The sequence below is a fragment of the Paraburkholderia ginsengiterrae genome (assembly GCF_001645125.1).
GTDB classification, from domain to species: domain Bacteria; phylum Pseudomonadota; class Gammaproteobacteria; order Burkholderiales; family Burkholderiaceae; genus Paraburkholderia; species Paraburkholderia ginsengiterrae.
In genome coordinates, this window is record NZ_LXKA01000221.1 from 301164 (window position 1) to 318216 (window position 17053).

Genomic DNA, 17053 nt, shown 5'->3' on the forward strand with positions numbered 1-17053 from the left:
TGCCTGCACGTCTGTTTACAGCAGGCCCAGCGCCGAAGCCTTGAGCGTCGCGGCGGCACGCGTCGAGCAGTCGAGCTTGCGAAACACGCTCTCGACATGCGTGCGAACCGTGCTCGGGCTCAGTTCGAGTTCGCGTGCCGCTTCCTTGTTGCTGGCTCCACGGCTGATCGAACGCAGCACGTCGACCTCGCGTGCGGACAGGACCGTCGGTTGGCGGGGACGTGCGCTGCGCGGCGGCGCGTCCTGCGTATCGATCAGCGCCTCGACGATGTCGCTGTCGAAGCGCCCCTGGCTCGCCTCGCTGCGCAATTGCTGCGCGACTTCCGCGGCGGGCAGCGCCTCGCGCCACGGCCGCTTCGAGCGCAGCGCCACGCAGGCGGCCGCCGTGCTCAACACCCGGGCGTCGCGCGACAGCGCCGCTCCGCTCACGCCGCGGAAGTAGCCGGAGCCGTCGAGCCGCTCGTATGCGTACGACGCCAGTTCCGCCGCCTGAGCGAGCGTGCCGGTTTGCTTGCCGGCGCGCGCTGTCCAGTACGGCACGAGCCGCACCTTTTCCCAATCGGCAGCCGACAGTCGCCCGGACGCATTCCAGATCGCGTTCGGCACCGCGGCACGTCCGATGCCATGAATCAAGCCCGCGGCATAAAGGCCCGCCTGGCTCGCGTCGCTGCCGCCAAGCCGCGCGCTGCAAGCGGCCGCGGCGCAGGCGACGGCGCGCGAGTAGCCGGTCATCCACGGCAGCTTGAGGTCGATCACATCCGCAATCAGCTCGGTCGAGGTGGTTTCCAGCAGATGAGATGTCAGGATCGCCTCGTCCAGCCCGGCAGACTCCATCGTTGCCAGCGTGTCCAGCCACGGCGCCGCCTGATCGGCGACCAGCGCAGCGAGTTCCGCCGGATAGCGCGTGCCGGTCTGAGCGGCGATCAACTCAAGGGCGCGGGGCAAGCCGTAGACGCGGCTGAAGATTTCCAGGTCGCCCGCGAGCCACACCATGTACACCGCGCGGGGCACCGCCCCGCCTGCCAGGCCGTCGGGGACCCCGGTGCCATCCCATGTCTCGAAGATATGCCGCAGCGACGCTTCGGTGTCGGGCGTGAGGCGCAGTATCCGCGCGACTTCACCTGAGACCTCGCAGTGAATCTGCGCAAGCGGGCTGATCGCGCGCTTGACGCCGTGCGCTTCGAGTGGCTTCGCCCAGCCTTGGCGCTGCGCCAGCATCGCCTCGCGGCTGGCGACATCGTCGCCGAGCGCATCGGCGAATCCCGCGGCATTGGCCGTGCAGCCCGACCACCGCAGCAGCGCCGCTTGCGCGGCGGTTGCGGCACCCGCCTCGCCGTCGCCGGCCGCGCGGGCCAGTTGCGCGGCAAGCCAGGCCGTGCGCTGCGAGTGGTCGGTCGGCTGCCCCATGCTGAGGTCGCCGACGAAGGCGAGCGCCTTGATGGCGTCGTACACGCGAACCGACGCGTGGCCGTTTGAAGCGTTTTCGTTTTCGTTTCCGTTCACGGATTCACCGGTAAATGGCGTGCGCCGTTGTACGCGACTATAGCGCAGCCCGGGTCGGTCATCTGACCGATACCGCCGCGGCGGCGCGGCTGCGATCCTTACGGCCAATCCCATCCGTTACGAGGAGTCCACCATGAACCGTTTGCTTAAGAAGTGTCTGGCGTCGGCGTTGCTGCTCGGCAGCCTGTTTGCCGTCTCCGCCGCGCAAGCCGCGCCTGTTGCGGACCTGAAGGGCAAGAATGTCGTGCTCGTGCACGGCGCGTTTGCCGACGGATCGAGCTGGAATAAAGTGATCCCGCTGCTCGAGGCGCGCGGCCTGCATGTGGTGTCCGTGCAGAATTCGCTCAAATCGCTGTCCGACGACGCAGCGGCGACCCAGCGCGCGATCGACCAGCAGCAAGGCCCGGTCGTGCTCGTCGGCCACTCGTGGGGCGGTGTCGTCATCACCCAGGCCGGCAACGACGACAAGGTGAAGGCGCTCGTCTATGTGGCCGCGTTCGCACCGGATAACGGCGAGTCGATCAACGACAAGCTGAAGGGCAAACCTGCGCCGGCATGGGCCGGAGAATTGCAGAAGGATTCCGGCGGCTTCCTGACCTTGTCGACCAACGCGATCGAACACGATTTCGCGCAGGATCTGCCGCCGGCGCAGGCGCGTCTCGTGGCGGCCACGCAGGGCCCATGGTTCGCGGGCTGCACGGACGACAAGGTTACCGACGCGGCGTGGCACAACAAGCCGTCGTGGTTCGTCGTCACGGGGCGCGACCGGATGATCGACCCGCGCATGCAGCAGGAGATGGCAAGCCAGATCGGCGCGACTGAAGTCAAGGTCGACGCCAGCCACGTCGTGATGCTGAGCCAGCCGCGCGTGGTTGCCGACGCGATCATTGCGGCCGCTGAAAAAGTGAAATAAGGTCTGGCGAGTTCGCAAGGAAGATTCGCGGGAAGGGCAGGCGCGTGCGCCTGCCCTTCGTCGTTCAGGCGTTGCGCAGCGCGGCAACTGCCTTGATCTCGACAAACAGGGTGGGTCGCGCCAATGCCGCCACGCCGAGGATGGTCCACGCCGGGGCGTGCTCCTTGATGTAGCGGTCCTTGATCTCGCGAAACGCCGCGAGTTGCTGGTCAACGCCGACGTGGTAGCTGACCAGTTCAACGAGATCGTCGAAGCCAAGCCCTGCCGCTTGCAGGATTGCGCCCAGCCGCTGGAACGCGAGATCGATCTGTTCTTCGACGCTCGCCGGAATCGTCCCGTCAGCCCGAATACCAATCTGGCCGGCGATGAATAGCAGACCACCGGCAGCAACCGCTGGCGCGTAGTTGAACGCCTTGAACACCTCCGTGCTGCCGAAAACAGGATGAGGATGGGAAAGTGCGATAGTGGTTTTGGATGGTTGCATGGTGAGTCCGTCAGAAATGAATGGAAGTGCTGGATGACCTATGTGGCGACCTACGACGCGTTGAGTGAGCCGCGACGAACCTGGTCCTGCTCCTGCGATTCGAAGAGCGCCTTGAAATTGCCCTCGCCGAAGCCGTCTTCGCCGCGCCGCTCGATGATCTCGAAGAAGATCGGACCGATCTGGCGGCGCGTGAACCGTTGCAGCAGGATTCTTCCGTCGCCCTTGCCGTCCACCAGAATCCCCCGGCGTGCCATGCTCTCCAGCTTCGTGCCGTGGCCTGGCACGCGTGCGTCGAGGTGCTGGTAGTAGGTTGTCGGGGGCGCATCCATGAACGCGATTCCCGCTGCTTCCAACGCGTCGATAGTCATCTCGATGTTCGACGACAGCAGCGCAATGTGCTGGATACCTTCGCCGTTGTAGTCGCGAATAAACTCGTCGTTCTGATTCAATACGCCGGGATGGTCGTGCGCGGAAGCGGCGATCGGAATCGAGACCTTCCCGCAAGGGCTGACCATGGATCTTGCCCGCATGCCGGTCTGCTTGCCCTTCACCTCGAGATACTGCTTCTGGACAAATGAAAAGGTATCCTTATAGAAGTCGGCCCAACGATCGAGACTCTCCGGCCGCACGATATTCGACGTATGATCGATCGCTTCGATTGCCGCTGCGGCCACCGCTGTGGATCGCTCCCGCCGATACGGAGCCGAGAACGCCGCCATGAAGTCGTGGTCGACGAAATGGACCAGGCTGTCGCCGATACCCACAATGGCAGGCGAATCGACGACATACTCGCCGAAACCGGCGGGCGTCGCCGCGCACGCGCCGCCTTCGAGCGCCCGCGTCAACGCATTCGCCGCGCTATCCACCTTGATCCCGATGGCACGCGCCGAAACGCCGTGGACATCGCGAAACGGGTTGGGCGCGGGATTCACGATAAAGACCGCCTCGTTCTGACGCAGAAGAACGGCGCCTGTCCGTTCATGCTGCCCCAGCACGGCGAAACCGAACTTCTCGAACAGGCAAACAAGTGCCTCCAGGTCCGTGCCTACGAATTCGACGAAGGCAAACCCCGCCGTAGTAACGCTTTGCATACCACCGTCCTAAAGTAAGTTAGTGACGGTTCAAGTTTGCTTTATATGCACTGGGTGCGAGCTTTAGAATCGAAAGTCTTCACCTACCCATTCTTTTGTTTTCATGGAAAACACGGACCGAAACTTTCTCGACGCGATAGACCTGAAGCTGGTCAAGATTCTGCTGCAGGACGGCAGGGCGCCGTACAAGTCACTGGCCGCGGAGGTCGGGCTCACGGCGCCGGCGTGTGCCGAGCGGGTGCGTCGGCTGAAGGAGAGGGGCGTCATCAAGGGGTATCGAGCCGAAGTGGACTGGACTCGCCTTGGCTTTCCGATCAACGCCGTGATCCGGATCGGCGCTTCGGCCGAGGGCGGCACCCGGCTTCTCAAGACGTTTCGCGAGACGCCGAACGTGGTGGAGGTGCTGAGAGTGACCGGGGCGGACAGCTACATCGTCCACGTGCTGGCCCGGTCGAGCGCGGAGCTGGAGGCTGTGATCGACAGGATCGGCAGCTTTGGCACCATCACCACTTCGCTGGTGCTCTCGATACCCGTGCCCGCGGGCGAACGCGTCAGCCAGGTGCTCCAGGCTGACGCGGCACCTCACGCCGGCACGGCCTGAAACACGGGGTAGTCCGTGTAGCCTGCTGCGGTCGCACCATAGACGTTTTTCCAATCGACCTCGGCCAGCGGCGCAACGGCCGCGAAGCGTGCCGGCAGATCCGGGTTGGCAATGAACGGCCGGCCAAACGCGACCATGTCCACCAATCCCGCTTCGATCAGACGATTACCGCGCGCACGATCAACACCGACGTTCGCCACGATGTTGCCGCGGTAAATGTCGCGGTAGTGGCGGAACATGCCGTCGCCCGCCAGCGCGGCGAGCGGCGTCGCCGACACGTCGGCCATCGCGCCCATCAGCAGCAGATGCGAAAGATCGAAGTCGTTGAGCCGGCCAATTACGTAGTCGGAGGTGGCGAGGGTTTCGTCGTTAGACACGAACGCACCCGTTTCCGAAGTCGCCGGTCCCGTCTTGATGCCGGTGCGGGACGCGCCAGCCGCTTCGGCCACCGTCTCCACGACCTCGAACAGAAACCGCGCGCGGTTCCCTACCGAGCCGCCGTATTCGTCCGTGCGCAGATTGGTGCAAACGTTGAGAAACTGGTTGAACAGGTAGTGATAGCCGCCCTGGATCTGCACGCCGTCAAAACCGGCGGCGATCGCGTTGCGCGCGGCCACGCCAAAGTCCGCGACCGTGCGGCGGATTTGATCCTTCGCCATGGGACGCGGGACCACCGTGTCCTGGTGGCCGGTCGCGGTCACGCTTTGCTGCTCCGGGTTGACGGCTGACGCGGATAGCGGCGCCTTGCCCGCGTGGAAGTCCGGATGCCCCAATGACCCGGTATGCCAGAGCTGCGCGACGATCCGGCCGCCCGCGCGGTGTACGGCGTCCGTTACCACGCGCCAGCCGCGCACCTGAGCGTCGCTCCAGAGGCCGGGCACGTCGGCCCAGCCGACTGCCTCGGGGCTCACGAAAATCCCTTCGCTGATGATCAGCCCCGCCGAGGCGCGCTGCGCGTAGTAGTCGGCGTGCAGCGCGGTCGGGGCAAGCTCCGGGTTGGCCGCGCGCATGCGCGTGAGCGGCGCCATCACGATGCGATTGGGCAAATCGAGGTGCCCCAGCCGGATCGGCTCGAACAGGGGTTGGTTGCTTTCGAAGCTCATGAACAGTGTCCTGCGAAATTTAAAGGGTCCACCGAAATACAATGGTGATTGACATCGAGTTTGGTGGCTTCGCCCGAAAATGTCAATGTCAATCACCATTGTATTTTTTAAATCGGGCTATAATCGAGCGGACAACGGTTGGAGCACTGAGCTATGGGCGTTTCAAAACAGCAGGCGGTGGAGAACCGCAAGACCATCATCGAGGCCTCGGAGAAGCTGTTCCGTGAACATGGCATCGACGGTGTGGGCCTGAGCGCGCTGATGAAGGCCGCAGGCTTTACCCAGGGCGGGTTCTATAACCACTTCCAGTCGAAAGACGCGCTCGCTGCGGAAGTCGTGGCGAGCGCCATGGAAAAGGCCGGCCAGGATCTGCAAGAAGCGCTTGCCGTGCCTGTCAAGCGAGGCGGGAACCGGTTAAAGCGCCAGGTGGATTTCTATCTGTCCGGCCCGCATTGCGCCGATATCGAGCAGGGTTGCGCGATCGCCGGCCTCGCCGCGGACGTCCGCCGGCTCGGTCATGAGGCGCAGGGGCATTTTGCCGGCGGCTTGCAGCAGGTGTTTGACATCGTGGCAAAGCTCATCACGGAACAGCACGCGCAAGGCAGGGACCCGGACGAAGCGCGCCGCGAAGCGATCGCGTTGTACAGCGAGATGGTCGGCGCGCTCATCCTGTCGCGTTCGGTGGCCGCGACTGATCCCGCGCTCGGCAAGGAAATACTCACTGCGAACCATGAGATGCTGCTGGAGCGTCTTGCGCGTGACGCGGAAGAGGACAAGCGCTGAAGCGCGAGAAGCGGGCGGCTTCTCGCGGCTTGTCATGGAAGGAAACGATTCGATCACGCGGTGATCGACTGACACTCATAAAACACGGTTTATCCGCGACGCCCTGCTACGTATCATTTTTTCAGGGCGCCGATGAAGGCGCGAATCTGATTTGTTATCGCCGGCGAGCTGGATCGCGTCGACAGCCTCCAACTGCACAAGACCGAATTGCTCCCCCGCATCCCGCACGCGAAGCTCCACGTGCTGGCGGGCACAGGGCACTTGTCGCCGCTCGAGTCGCCGAACGAAGTGGCGCGTCTCATTCATGCGTTCGTGTCGGAGCTCGACCAGGATCATGCCAGGCCAAAAACGCTGGAGGCATTCCCGGTCGCGTTCGACACCGCTTGCTCTTTCGGTGCTACCTTCAGGGTCTGACTGGAAAATAGGATTCGGTATGGACCGCATGGCAGCGATGGAAACCTTTGTTGCGGTTGTCGAGGCGGGCTCTTTTTCCGCGGCCGCGCGGCGCCTCAACGTCGGGCAACCGGCGGTGTCCAAGTCGATCGCGCAACTCGAGGAACGGATCGGCACGCGCTTGCTTCTGCGATCCACGCGCGGTCTCAACACAACAGATGCCGGCCAGCATTTCTACGAGCATGCGAGGGTGGCGATCGAGGAGGCGGACGAGGCGGAGCACGCCGCGCGGCAGTCTTCGGCGAGCGTGTCCGGCCGGCTGCGCGTGTCGGCGGCGACCACGTTCGCGCGCTTGCATGTCATGCCTGCGCTCAAGCGCTTCCTGGACCAGCATCCGCAGCTCGAGATCGACGTCGTGCTGGACGACCGCAACATCGATCTGCTCGAAGAGGGAACGGACGTTGCGCTGCGCATGGGCAGCCTCGACGATTCCGCCATGACTGCCCGCCGCATTGGCCGGTGCCCGCGGTATGTGGTCGGCACGCCCGCCTATTTCGCGGAGGCCGGCGTGCCGGTGACACCGGCCGATTTGAGCCGTCATCAGGCGATCGTGTATTCGCAACGCGGTGGCGGCGAATCGTGGTCGTTCTCGCGGAGCGGCAAGGAGACGGCTGTGGTGGTGTCGGGGCGATTGCGCGTCAGTGCGGCCGAAGGTATTCGCACGGCAGTGCTCGGCAACATGGGCGTGGCTATCGCGTCGGAATGGATGTTCGCCCCCGAACTGGCCGATGGCAGCGTGCGCGCTGTTCTCACGGACTGGCAATTGCCGCCGCTCGATCTGTGGGCGGTCTTTCCCGCGGGGCGGCTCGTCACGTCCAGAGCGCGTGCATTCGTGGCTTTTGTCGAAAGCGTGCTGGCCGAGGCATCCCGCTGATAGCTGTATGACGTAGCCGCGCCCGCGATATGGCGGGCGCGGTTTCAACATGGGGACGTCAGGCCGGTTGTGTCAGCTTTTGCAGAACCGGAATCATCTCGGAAGGATCGGGGCGATGCGTGTAATCCGGATTGACTTCGGAGTACGCAACGACACCGTCCATGCCGATCACATACCGCGCCGGCATCGGCAGAGTCCAGCTCGGATCGCCATTGAATGCAGGCAGATCGTTCTTGAGGTTCTTGTAAAGCTCAACCAGATAGTCGGGCAGCGCAAAGCGAAGTCCGAATGCGGCGGCGGTCTCGTTGCGCGTATCGTTGAGCACCGGGAAATTCAGCCCATTGACGCGGACCGACTTGCGGCTATTCACAGCGGACTGCGGTGAAATGGCCACGACGCTCGCGCCATAGCGCTGCAGCTCGGGCAGGGCTTCGTTGAGTGCCTGCAGTTCCAGATTGCAGTAGGGGCACCAGACACCGCGATAGAACGTCACGATGAGCGGGCCTTTTTCGAGCAACGCTGCCGACGAGACTTCATTGCCGTCCTGGTCTTGCAAAATAAAGTTCGGGATGATGTCTCCCGCTGCCAATGCGCGGGTTGCCTGGCCGCTCGCAATGAGTTCGGTGGTCGCGCGTTCCATAATCGGATGAATTTCCGGCGGCGCGAAAAAGGGTGCCTTGCCGCCCTTGAAGTCTGCTTTGAATGCGTCGAGTTTGTCCTGAAGTGACATGATAGCTCCGATGATGCGTTGAATAAGTGACAGGTGGTGTGCTTTCATCAGCAAGTCACATGGACGCTTTGCCGATCGAAGCGCCGCCATCGACATAAAGCGTTTGACCGGTGATGAATCCGGCGTCCTCAGAAAGCAGAAAGGCGATGGCGGCGGCGATTTCATCCGGTTTGCCGAAGCGCTGCATGGGCACGCCCGACAGATACCGCTTTTCGCCCGCGCTCCCTGGCGGGTTGTTGGCACGAAAGAGTTCGGTTTCCGTGGGCCCCGGCGCGACCACATTCACCGTAATTCCCGTCGCCGCGAGTTCGAGCGCCCAGGAGCGCGCGAAACTCATGAGCCCCGCTTTGGCAGCGGCATAGGCGGTCCTTTCGATCGCCCCGAGAACCGTGAGGCTCGAGACGTTCACGACCCGTCCCCAGCCGCGTGAGCGCATGCCGGGCAGGATGGCCTGCATCGCCAGCACCGCGGGGTGGAGGTTGACGGCGAGGACGCTGTCCAGATCGTCCAGCTTGACTTCGCCGATAGCCTGCGGACGCACCAGGCCGACATTGTTCACGAGGCCATCGAATACATATCGGCTGGTCAGGTCGTGTAGAACCTGCTCTGTCGCCAAACGGTCGGCGAGGTCAACGGTGACGAGGTGGCCGGGAAAGCCTTCACTGTGCCGCGCAAGTCCAACGACGTTGTGACCCGCCGCGCTCAACTGTTGCGACAAGGCGAGCCCAATCCCTTTGGTGGCGCCAGTGATGAGAAATGTGCGCGTCTTCATGCGTGTGCCTCCTGCTGAAATCCCGAGGCATGGCTCGAGGCGAATGGATAGTCGGTATAGCCGCGCGTGTCGCCACCGTAGAAGGTCGAGCGGTCGTAGCGATTGAGCGGCAGTCCGTGGCGCAGGCGGTCGGGCAGGTCGGGATTGGCGATGAACATCCGGCCGAACGCGACGAGATCGGCGTGTCCGTCGATCACGATCTGCTCGGCGCTGTCGCGTGTAAAACCGCCGGCGGCAACGAGAGGGCCTTTGAATACGCGGCGGATGTCCTTCGACGATACCTCCGACTCGTTCGACTCACGTTCGACGATGCCGCTTATGCGCGGCTCGATCACATGCAGATAGGCCAGGTCGTAGCCGTTCAGACGCGCCGCAACGTAGCCGAAAGTGGCGTGCGGATCGCTGTCGGACATGGTGCCGTAGGTGCCGCTGGGTGACAGGCGCACGGCGACACGGTGGGGCCCCCAGACGCCGACTACCGCGTCGAGCGTATCGAACAGAAACTTCGCGCGATTTTCGATCGGGCCGCCGTACGCGTCGGTGCGATGGTTGGATCCGTCGAGCAGGAACTGCTCGAAGAGATAGCCATTGGCGCCATGCAACTCGATGCCGTCGAAGCCTGCCTCTTTTGCGAGAATCGCGCTCTGCCGGAACTGCTCGACGATGCCGGCAATTTCATCCGTCTCGAGCTCGCGCGGCACGACCAGTTCGGTTTCGGCGATGTCGCCGTGTTCGTCGCGGATCGCGGCGTGCTCGAGCGAACGCAGCGCGGATGGTGCGACCGGGGTGAGCCCGCCGGTGTTGGCGGGATGCGCCTGGCGGCCGGCATGCCAGAGTTGCACGAAGAGGTGGCCGCCCTTGGCGTGGACGGCCTGGACCACGCGCTTCCAGCCGGCGACCTGGTCACGTGTCCACATGCCCGGCGCGTCGACATAAGCAATGCCGAGCGGCGCGACGGCCGTTGCATCCGTAATCAGCAGGCCGCCCTCCGACGCCCGCTGCGCGTAGTACTCGACCATCGCGTCACCAGGGACATTGCCGGGTTCGGTTCTCATGCGCGTGAGTGGCGCGAGGACGACCCGATGCTTGAGGTTCAGCGTCCCGACGTTGGTTTGGCTAAACAGCTTCATTTCGTGCTCCTTCCTGCAGATTGGGGTGAGGCAATGTTCGCGGCAATGGCCGCGCAGGAGAAGACAGGCGCCGGCGATAGCAGTCATTCCTGCGCGGCATGGGCTGCTAAACGAGGGATATGCCCAACAGGAATCGCTGATATGCGTGGCAGCGGCCTACCCGGACGCCGTCTGATGGGCCAAAGTGGCTGCAAGCCGTGACGTTCGGCGCCATGGGATGACCGGCGCGAACGTGATGGAAGCCGATGTCGCGGTGTCGACGTGGGCCCTTAACTTCCAGGAGAAACGCAATGACCTCGTTTAACGTACCGACCCGTGACAATGTATCGCCCGCCAATCAGGCCATCTTCGACAAGCTGAAGGCGGGTCTGGGCACCGTGCCAAATCTGTACGCGACGTTCGCCCATTCCGAACATGCGCTCGGCACCTACCTCGCCTTGCAGAATGCGAAGAGCAGTGTCACGGGCAAGGCGCGCGAAGTCATCAATCTGGTCGTCAGTCAGGTGAACGAATGCGAGTACTGTCTGGCCGCGCATACCGTCATCGGCAAGATGAGTGGGTTCTCGGACGAGCAGATCCTTGAGATCCGCGGCGGGCGCGCGTCGTTCGACCCGAAGCTCGACGCGTTGGCGCAACTGGTAAAGGACATCGCTGTGCGTCGCGGACACGCCGACCAGGAACGCGTCGATGCGTTCTTTGCCGCGGGATGGACGAAGGAAAACCTCGTTGACACCATCGTCACAATTGGCGACAAGATCGTCACCAACTATCTGCACGGCGTGACGCGCGTGGCGGTCGATTTCCCCGCCGCACCGAAGCTGCCGCAGTAAGCTCGTGCCGGGCGGCGGCTAGCCGCTCGCAACCACGATGCCTGAGGCCCATTCGTTTCTCCGGGCGCCGTCGACGGACTCGGCTACCATACTGAGCAAACGAAAGCGGAGCGGCGCCACTTCGAGTGGGCCTCAGGGAACTCAAACAATGCGCCTTTCAAAGATCGATCTGAATCTTTTCGTTGTATTCGAGGCGGTCTATCGAACGCGTAATCTCACACGCGCGGCCGAATTGCTGTTCATCACGCAGCCGGCGGTCAGCAACGCCTTGGCGCGCATGCGCAAGGCGCTCGACGATCAGCTCTTTGTCAGCACGCCGGCCGGCATGCTGCCCACACCCGTTTCCGAAAACATTATCGGCCGGGTTCGCGAGGCGCTTCAGTTGCTGGATTCGAGTACGCATGCCGCGGAGCACTTCGATCCGGCGTCGTCACAACGCACCTTCCGGCTCAGCATGAACGACCTGACCGAGGCCATCCTGCTGCCCGCGCTGGAGGAGGTGCTGCAGCGCGAGGCGCCGGGTATCCGGATCGAGAGCTACTTCACGACGCGGCGGGAAGTACCTGAGGCGCTCGCCAACGGCGCGGTCAATCTGGCGATCGACGCCCCCCTGATCGACGATCCGCACCTCGAGCAGGAACCGCTGGGGCGCGACCGGTATGCGTGCCTGCTGCGCCGGGACCATCCCTTCGCGAAGAAGAAGCTCACCATCGACGACTACCTCAAGCTCGGCCATATCCACGTCTCCAGCCGCAGGCAGGGACCGGGTCTTGTCGATGCGGAACTCAACAAGCTCGGGCTCAGACGCACGATTCAGACCCGGGTGCAGCACTATCTGGTGGCGCCATTGATCGCCATGCGAACCGATCTCGTCCTGACCGGCCCGCTGATGCTGCTTCGGCGATATGACGCGCGAATCCTGGAACTGCCGTTCGATCTCCCTGATCTCGAGTCTCACGGCTACTGGCACCGGAGCGTGACAGGGGATCCAGCTCATGGCTGGCTACGCGAGCAGATTGGCCGCCTGATGAAGGAAGAGAACAAATAGCCGGCGGGTCCGACCCGGCGCTATCATGCACCCGCCATGAGTATCACGGTAGGTTATGGCGCGGTATAAAAACAATAAATTTCCTGAATGCCGCGGAGCCCGGTATTGTTCTAGTCATGTTTAGTCGAGGACGGCATGGCGGAACTCTATCTTGTACGGCATGGGCAGGCGTCGTTCGGCGCGGAAAACTACGATGAGCTATCCGCTTCCGGCGGCAGCCAATCACGTTGGCTGGGCGAGTACTTCGCGCAGTCGGACCTGCAGTTTGATCGCGTCGTGATCGGAACGATGCGCCGGCACGCTCAAACTGCCGACGCCATTCTCTCGGAGATGCGCGCTACGCAAGCCGAGGTCGTGCAGGACGCGGATCTGAACGAGTACGATTTTGGCGCTTTGCTTTCCGCCCTTGGCGAGAGCGGCCTGGCGCCCGACCAACCGGCCGCAGGTTCGAAGAAGGACTTCTACAAGTTGCTCAAGCAGGCGCTGCACTTGTGGTCCGAGGACCGCCTGCCGGGGCGCCTTCCAGAAAGCTGGAGTCAATTTCAGGCACGCGTCGAGCGGGCGCGTCTCGCCATTCAGCGTTTGGGCGGCAAAAAGGTCCTGGTCGTGAGTTCAGGAGGCCCGATTGCCGCATTCACCCAGCAGCTTCTGCAGGCGCCGGCGGCTGGCGCGATTGCGCTCAACTTGCAGATCCGCAATAGCAGCGTGAGCCAGTATGTCTTTAACGACAGCTCGATGTCGCTCGTCAGCTTCAACGCGCTGCCTCATCTCGAACGCACCGAAAGGCGTGAATTCATCACTTATGGTTGATTCGAACCCGGAATCGCTCAACATCATGAATGCCAGTCTTCAATTCGACGTCGAACAGCTCACGCGTTATCTGACGGCCCATGTGCCCGGATTTCAGGGGCCCATGTCCATCGAGAAGTTTGCCGGCGGACAATCCAACCCCACGTTTCTTCTCACGGCGCAAAGTGGCCGCTACGTTCTGCGGCGTCAGCCGCCCGGAACGTTGCTCAAGTCCGCGCACGCGGTCGACCGCGAGTTCCGTGTGCTGACTGCGGTCAGCGCCACACCTGTTCCCGTCGCACGGGCCTTGCACTTGTGCGAGGACCGCGACGTGATCGGCAGCATGTTCTACGTGATGAGCTTCGAAGAGGGCGAAATCTTCTGGGATCCGGCGTTGCCCGGCCTGCCCGCGGGCGAGCGCGGCGCCATCTACGACGCTTTGCTCGGCACCATGGCTGCTCTTCACGACGTGGATGTCGAAGCCGTCGGTCTCGCCGATTACGGCCGCGCCGGCAACTACTTCTCGCGCCAGATCGACGTCTGGACCAAGCAATATCGCGCGGCGCAAACGGATAACCTGGATTCGATAGAGGCGCTGATCGAGTGGCTGCCGGCGCACTGTCCGGCCGAAACCGGAAAGCCGTCGCTTGTGCACGGCGATTTCCGTATCGACAACATCATGTTCCGGCACGGCACGCCACAAGTTCGCGCCGTGCTCGACTGGGAACTCTCTACGCTCGGCAATCCGCTGGCTGACATCGCGTATTTCTGCATGTGTCTCCGGCTCCCCCCTGCCGGTCATATCGTCGGGCTCGCAGGGTTGGACAGGGCCGCGATGGGGGTGCCGGACGAGTCCGCGATCATCGCGCAGTACTGCCGCCTGCGGGGCATCGCCTCGATCGAGAACTGGAATTTCTATCTGGCGTTCAGCTTCTTCCGGCTTGCGGCCATTGCGCAGGGCGTGAAGAAACGCGCCTTGGGCGGCAATGCATCGAATGACAAGGCGCGCCAGGTCGGCGAAATGGCCGGTGCGCTGGCGAAGATGGGCGTCGAGCTGATCTGACGGGCCCAAAGTAAACGTATCGACGTGGACATAGGAAAGGTAATCGTGACTACTAATCTGTTTAGCCTTGAATCGAAGATTGCACTGGTCACCGGTGCCAGCCGGGGGATTGGCGAAGAGATCGCCAAGCTGCTCGCGCAGCAGGGCGCGCACGTGATCGTGTCGAGCCGCAAGCTCGAAGACTGCGAGTCCGTGGCGCGCGAAATCAGGGAAGCGGGCGGCAGCGCCGAGGCCTACCCGTGCCACGTCGGTCGGCTGGATGACATTCTCGGGATCTTTCAGCATATCCGCGCAAGGCATGGCCGGCTGGACATTCTCGTGAATAACGCCGCGGCGAATCCGTACTTCGGCCACATTCTCGATACCGACCTGGCGTCGTTCGAAAAGACGGTGGAAGTCAATTTGCGCGGCTACTTCTTCATGTCGGTCGAGGCGGGCAAGCTGATGCGCGAGCACGGCGGCGGTGCGATCGTCAACACGGCATCCGTCAATGCGCTGCAGCCGGGCGACAAGCAGGGCATCTACTCGATCACCAAAGCCGCGGTGGTCAACATGACGCGTGCATTCGCCAAGGAGTGTGGACCGCTGGGAATTCGGGTGAACGCGCTGCTGCCGGGACTGACTAAAACGCGCTTTGCGGGGGCGCTGTTTGCAGATCAGGCCATCTATGACAACTGGATTGCCAAGATCCCGCTGCGGCGACACGCGGAACCTCGCGAGATGGCCGGCACCGTGCTCTATCTGGTGTCCGATGCGGCGAGCTATACCAACGGAGAGTGCATCGTCGTCGACGGTGGGCTGACGATCTAATCACGCGGCGACGCACGGCACCTGCCAACGCGTCGACCCCATTCACCCAGATTCAGGAAGAACGAGATGGACTTTGCATATCGCCCCAAAGTGGAAGCGCTGCGTGCGCAACTGAGTGCGTTCATGGACAAGCATATCGTGCCGCGCATTCACCAATGGCACGAAGAAGTGAACGCGGGGCAATATCCCGTTTCCTTCATGGAAACGCTCAAGGATCAGGCGCGTGAAGAGGGTCTCTGGAATCTGTTCCTGCCGCATCTGCGGGGTGACGAGCCAGGCACACCACTGACCAATCTCGAGTACGCGCCGCTGGCTGAGATCATGGGGCGCGTATCGTGGGCCTCCGAGGTGTTCAACTGCAATGCGCCGGACACGGGCAACATGGAATTGCTCCATATGTTCGCCACACCGGCGCAGCGCGAGCAGTGGCTCGAGCCGCTTCTCGACGGCAAGATCCGCTCGGCGTTTGCGATGACTGAACCCGCTGTGGCTTCGTCGGACGCGACCAATATCACCACGTCGATTCGCCGTGACGGCGACGACTACGTGATTAACGGCCGGAAATGGTTCATCACGAACGCGGCCCACCCGAATTGCCAATTGTTCATCGTGATGGGCAAAACCGACCCGGATGCCCCGAGCCACGCGCAGCAAAGCATGATTCTGGTGCCGCGCGATACGCCGGGCGTCAAGGTGATCCGCAATATCACGGTGGTCAATCACACGGCGCCGGAAGGTCACTGCGAGATCGAGTTCAAAGACGTGCGCGTACCGCGGTCGAATCTGCTCGGTGAAGAGGGCAGTGGTTTCGCGCTCGCTCAGGCACGTCTCGGACCGGGGCGGATTCACCACTGCATGCGGTCGATCGGCGCCGCCGAACTTGCGCTCGAGTTGATGATCGAGCGGGCCCAAGCGCGCACGGCATTTGGCAAGCCGCTGCACAAGCATGGCTCGGTCGCGGAGTGGATCGCGAAATCGCGTATAGAAATCGATCAGGCGCGGCTGTTCGTTCTGAAAACCGCGTGGATGATCGACAACGTGGGCGCCAAGGCGGCGCGCAAGGAAATCTCGATGATCAAGGCGCTCGTGCCGGGCGTGCACACCGCCGTTTGCGATCGCGCCATGCAGGTATTCGGTGCGATGGGGCTGAGTCCCGATACGCCGTTGGCGGACAGCTGGACCTGGGGGCGTGCCTTGCGCTTTGCCGATGGCCCGGATGAGGTACATCTGCAGAGCATCGCGCGGATGGAAATCAAGGCCCGGCCCCATGAACCGGGCCGTGACAATCCCTACCTGACGGCGCCGAAGTAAAACAGTCCCGCGAAGCCGCGCTGGCGGCTTCGCTCAATCGTCGGCCGATTCGTTCAGCAGGGCGCGCGTTTCGGCCGACGGTTCTGCGACAAGCATGCCTTCAAAGGTGTCCATCAGGCTGGACACGGCATAGCCGGGCGACCAGAGCCGCCCCGGCTCGCCGCTGTCGCGGCCCGCTTCCCACGCCGCCAGGGCAGCATTGCCATAGATGCTGACGAGCGACAGCCGGTGATCGACGATTGCCGGCGGGATAGGCGCAAGCAGGTCGCGCAGCAGCGCATTGCAGCGCTGATAGCCCAGATTCCACTTGTTCTCGAGCGCCTCGCGCAGGAACGCGCGGTTGTTCAACTGCAAGTTGGCAATCATGCGGATGTACGTTGCCTGACCGGTTCGCTCGGCCAGATCGAGCATCGGAAACGTCAAGGCGCCCAATACCGCTCGCACGGTAATTCCACCCTCTGTCTCCAGCCTGTCGACCTGCGCCTGACGTTCCTCGTCAATCAGACGCGCGCCGTCGACGATCAACTCGCGCGCCAGCTCGAGCTTGTTCCCGAAGTAGTACCGCAACGAAGCGCTATTGCGCTGTCCCGCGGCCGAAATGATGTCCTGCACGGACACACCATCCAATCCTCGCAACGCAAACAGCCGCTGCGCCTCCTCTTTGAGGCGAACGCGGGTCTCAGCGCCATCTGATCTAAGGGTTTTACCTGATGTTGCCATTACTTTACCGTTTCGAGTTAATTAACTAGACTGAGATAACTAACC

Annotated in this window: 18 protein-coding genes; 10 read left to right on the top strand and 8 right to left on the bottom strand. The window is 62.8% G+C overall.

All coding sequences use genetic code 11. The annotated features are described in order from the left end of the window. Positions 1-15: 15 nt before the first annotated feature. The gene (locus tag A6V37_RS17875; RefSeq protein WP_064286167.1) at positions 16-1503 is read right to left on the bottom strand and encodes an HD domain-containing phosphohydrolase; all 1488 of its coding nucleotides are present in this window, start codon (positions 1501-1503) and stop codon (positions 16-18) included. Positions 1504-1636: 133 nt separating this feature from the next. Here A6V37_RS17875 and A6V37_RS17880 point away from each other — a divergent pair, with 133 nt between their 5' ends. Then, positions 1637-2416, top strand: a complete 780-nt coding sequence (locus tag A6V37_RS17880) for an alpha/beta fold hydrolase (protein WP_064270554.1) — start codon at positions 1637-1639, stop codon at positions 2414-2416. 64 nt (positions 2417-2480) lie between these two features. Here A6V37_RS17880 and A6V37_RS17885 read toward each other — a convergent pair whose 3' ends face one another. Together A6V37_RS17885 and hppD are read right to left on the bottom strand one after the other, a co-directional pair. After that, positions 2481-2900 carry a RidA family protein gene (locus A6V37_RS17885; RefSeq protein ID WP_064270555.1) on the bottom strand — a complete coding sequence of 140 codons (420 nt, stop codon included), beginning with the start codon at positions 2898-2900 and terminating at the stop codon, positions 2481-2483. Positions 2901-2950: 50 nt separating this feature from the next. Then, positions 2951-3991 (bottom strand): 4-hydroxyphenylpyruvate dioxygenase, encoded by a 1041-nt coding sequence (hppD, locus tag A6V37_RS17890; protein WP_064270556.1) that lies wholly within the window; start codon positions 3989-3991, stop codon positions 2951-2953. A gap of 103 nt (positions 3992-4094) precedes the next feature. Between hppD and A6V37_RS17895 the strand changes: the two genes are divergently transcribed. Next, entirely contained in the window at positions 4095-4592 is a 498-nt protein-coding gene (locus tag A6V37_RS17895; protein ID WP_064270557.1) for an Lrp/AsnC family transcriptional regulator, read from the top strand. Here the strand turns inward: A6V37_RS17895 and A6V37_RS17900 are convergent. Further along, positions 4574-5695: an alkene reductase gene (locus tag A6V37_RS17900; protein ID WP_064270558.1), complete on the bottom strand. Its 1122-nt coding sequence runs from the start codon at positions 5693-5695 to the stop codon at positions 4574-4576. The two genes, A6V37_RS17895 and A6V37_RS17900, sit on opposite strands and share 19 nt — an antisense overlap. 153 nt (positions 5696-5848) lie before the next feature. Between A6V37_RS17900 and A6V37_RS17905 the strand changes: the two genes are divergently transcribed. Next, positions 5849-6478 carry a TetR/AcrR family transcriptional regulator gene (locus A6V37_RS17905; RefSeq protein ID WP_064270559.1) on the top strand — a complete coding sequence of 210 codons (630 nt, stop codon included), beginning with the start codon at positions 5849-5851 and terminating at the stop codon, positions 6476-6478. Positions 6479-6911: 433 nt separating this feature from the next. Further along, a complete protein-coding gene (locus tag A6V37_RS17915) occupies positions 6912-7805 on the top strand; it encodes a LysR family transcriptional regulator (RefSeq protein WP_064286168.1) in 894 nt (297 codons plus the stop codon). 58 nt (positions 7806-7863) lie between these two features. Here the strand turns inward: A6V37_RS17915 and A6V37_RS17920 are convergent, their stop codons facing one another. The 3 genes from A6V37_RS17920 to A6V37_RS17930 are packed head-to-tail and all read right to left on the bottom strand — an operon-like array spanning position 7864 to position 10437. Continuing rightward, the gene (locus A6V37_RS17920; RefSeq protein WP_064270562.1) at positions 7864-8535 is read right to left on the bottom strand and encodes a peroxiredoxin-like family protein; all 672 of its coding nucleotides are present in this window, start codon (positions 8533-8535) and stop codon (positions 7864-7866) included. A gap of 55 nt (positions 8536-8590) precedes the next feature. Beyond that, positions 8591-9307 carry an SDR family oxidoreductase gene (locus tag A6V37_RS17925; RefSeq protein WP_064270563.1) on the bottom strand — a complete coding sequence of 239 codons (717 nt, stop codon included), beginning with the start codon at positions 9305-9307 and terminating at the stop codon, positions 8591-8593. Further along, entirely contained in the window at positions 9304-10437 is a 1134-nt protein-coding gene (locus tag A6V37_RS17930; RefSeq protein ID WP_064270564.1) for an alkene reductase, read from the bottom strand. Before A6V37_RS17930 ends, A6V37_RS17925 begins: the two co-directional genes overlap by 4 nt. A gap of 290 nt (positions 10438-10727) precedes the next feature. Between A6V37_RS17930 and A6V37_RS17935 the strand changes: the two genes are divergently transcribed. The 6 genes from A6V37_RS17935 to A6V37_RS17960 all read left to right on the top strand — a co-directional run bounded on the left by A6V37_RS17935 (position 10728) and on the right by A6V37_RS17960 (position 16288). After that, complete coding sequence (locus tag A6V37_RS17935; protein ID WP_064270565.1) at positions 10728-11267, top strand: carboxymuconolactone decarboxylase family protein; 540 nt, start codon at positions 10728-10730, stop codon at positions 11265-11267. 148 nt (positions 11268-11415) lie between these two features. Further along, positions 11416-12315, top strand: a complete 900-nt coding sequence (locus tag A6V37_RS17940) for a LysR family transcriptional regulator (protein WP_064270566.1) — start codon at positions 11416-11418, stop codon at positions 12313-12315. 135 nt (positions 12316-12450) lie between these two features. After that, positions 12451-13125, top strand: coding sequence for a histidine phosphatase family protein (locus A6V37_RS17945; RefSeq protein ID WP_064270567.1), 675 nt, complete (start codon positions 12451-12453; stop codon positions 13123-13125). A 25-nt stretch (positions 13126-13150) separates the two neighbouring features. Beyond that, complete coding sequence (locus A6V37_RS17950) at positions 13151-14167, top strand: phosphotransferase (RefSeq protein ID WP_064270680.1); 1017 nt, start codon at positions 13151-13153, stop codon at positions 14165-14167. Between the two features lie 45 nt (positions 14168-14212). Beyond that, positions 14213-14977, top strand: coding sequence for an SDR family oxidoreductase (locus tag A6V37_RS17955; protein ID WP_064270568.1), 765 nt, complete (start codon positions 14213-14215; stop codon positions 14975-14977). Positions 14978-15043: 66 nt separating this feature from the next. Further along, positions 15044-16288: an acyl-CoA dehydrogenase family protein gene (locus A6V37_RS17960; RefSeq protein ID WP_064270569.1), complete on the top strand. Its 1245-nt coding sequence runs from the start codon at positions 15044-15046 to the stop codon at positions 16286-16288. A gap of 33 nt (positions 16289-16321) precedes the next feature. Here the strand turns inward: A6V37_RS17960 and A6V37_RS17965 are convergent, their stop codons facing one another. Then, entirely contained in the window at positions 16322-17008 is a 687-nt protein-coding gene (locus tag A6V37_RS17965; protein WP_064270570.1) for a TetR/AcrR family transcriptional regulator, read from the bottom strand. Positions 17009-17053: the final 45 nt, after the last annotated feature.

Coding starts and splice junctions, on each gene's coding strand:
- A6V37_RS17880 (WP_064270554.1), top strand. CDS start 1,637: ATGAACCGTTTGCTTAAGAAGTGTCTGGCGTCGGCGTTGCTGCTCGGC.
- A6V37_RS17885 (WP_064270555.1), bottom strand. CDS start 2,900: ATGCAACCATCCAAAACCACTATCGCACTTTCCCATCCTCATCCTGTT.
- hppD (WP_064270556.1), bottom strand. CDS start 3,991: ATGCAAAGCGTTACTACGGCGGGGTTTGCCTTCGTCGAATTCGTAGGC.
- A6V37_RS17895 (WP_064270557.1), top strand. CDS start 4,095: ATGGAAAACACGGACCGAAACTTTCTCGACGCGATAGACCTGAAGCTG.
- A6V37_RS17900 (WP_064270558.1), bottom strand. CDS start 5,695: ATGAGCTTCGAAAGCAACCAACCCCTGTTCGAGCCGATCCGGCTGGGG.
- A6V37_RS17905 (WP_064270559.1), top strand. CDS start 5,849: ATGGGCGTTTCAAAACAGCAGGCGGTGGAGAACCGCAAGACCATCATC.
- A6V37_RS17915 (WP_064286168.1), top strand. CDS start 6,912: ATGGACCGCATGGCAGCGATGGAAACCTTTGTTGCGGTTGTCGAGGCG.
- A6V37_RS17920 (WP_064270562.1), bottom strand. CDS start 8,535: ATGTCACTTCAGGACAAACTCGACGCATTCAAAGCAGACTTCAAGGGC.
- A6V37_RS17925 (WP_064270563.1), bottom strand. CDS start 9,307: ATGAAGACGCGCACATTTCTCATCACTGGCGCCACCAAAGGGATTGGG.
- A6V37_RS17930 (WP_064270564.1), bottom strand. CDS start 10,437: ATGAAGCTGTTTAGCCAAACCAACGTCGGGACGCTGAACCTCAAGCAT.
- A6V37_RS17935 (WP_064270565.1), top strand. CDS start 10,728: ATGACCTCGTTTAACGTACCGACCCGTGACAATGTATCGCCCGCCAAT.
- A6V37_RS17940 (WP_064270566.1), top strand. CDS start 11,416: ATGCGCCTTTCAAAGATCGATCTGAATCTTTTCGTTGTATTCGAGGCG.
- A6V37_RS17945 (WP_064270567.1), top strand. CDS start 12,451: ATGGCGGAACTCTATCTTGTACGGCATGGGCAGGCGTCGTTCGGCGCG.
- A6V37_RS17950 (WP_064270680.1), top strand. CDS start 13,151: ATGAATGCCAGTCTTCAATTCGACGTCGAACAGCTCACGCGTTATCTG.
- A6V37_RS17960 (WP_064270569.1), top strand. CDS start 15,044: ATGGACTTTGCATATCGCCCCAAAGTGGAAGCGCTGCGTGCGCAACTG.
- A6V37_RS17965 (WP_064270570.1), bottom strand. CDS start 17,008: ATGGCAACATCAGGTAAAACCCTTAGATCAGATGGCGCTGAGACCCGC.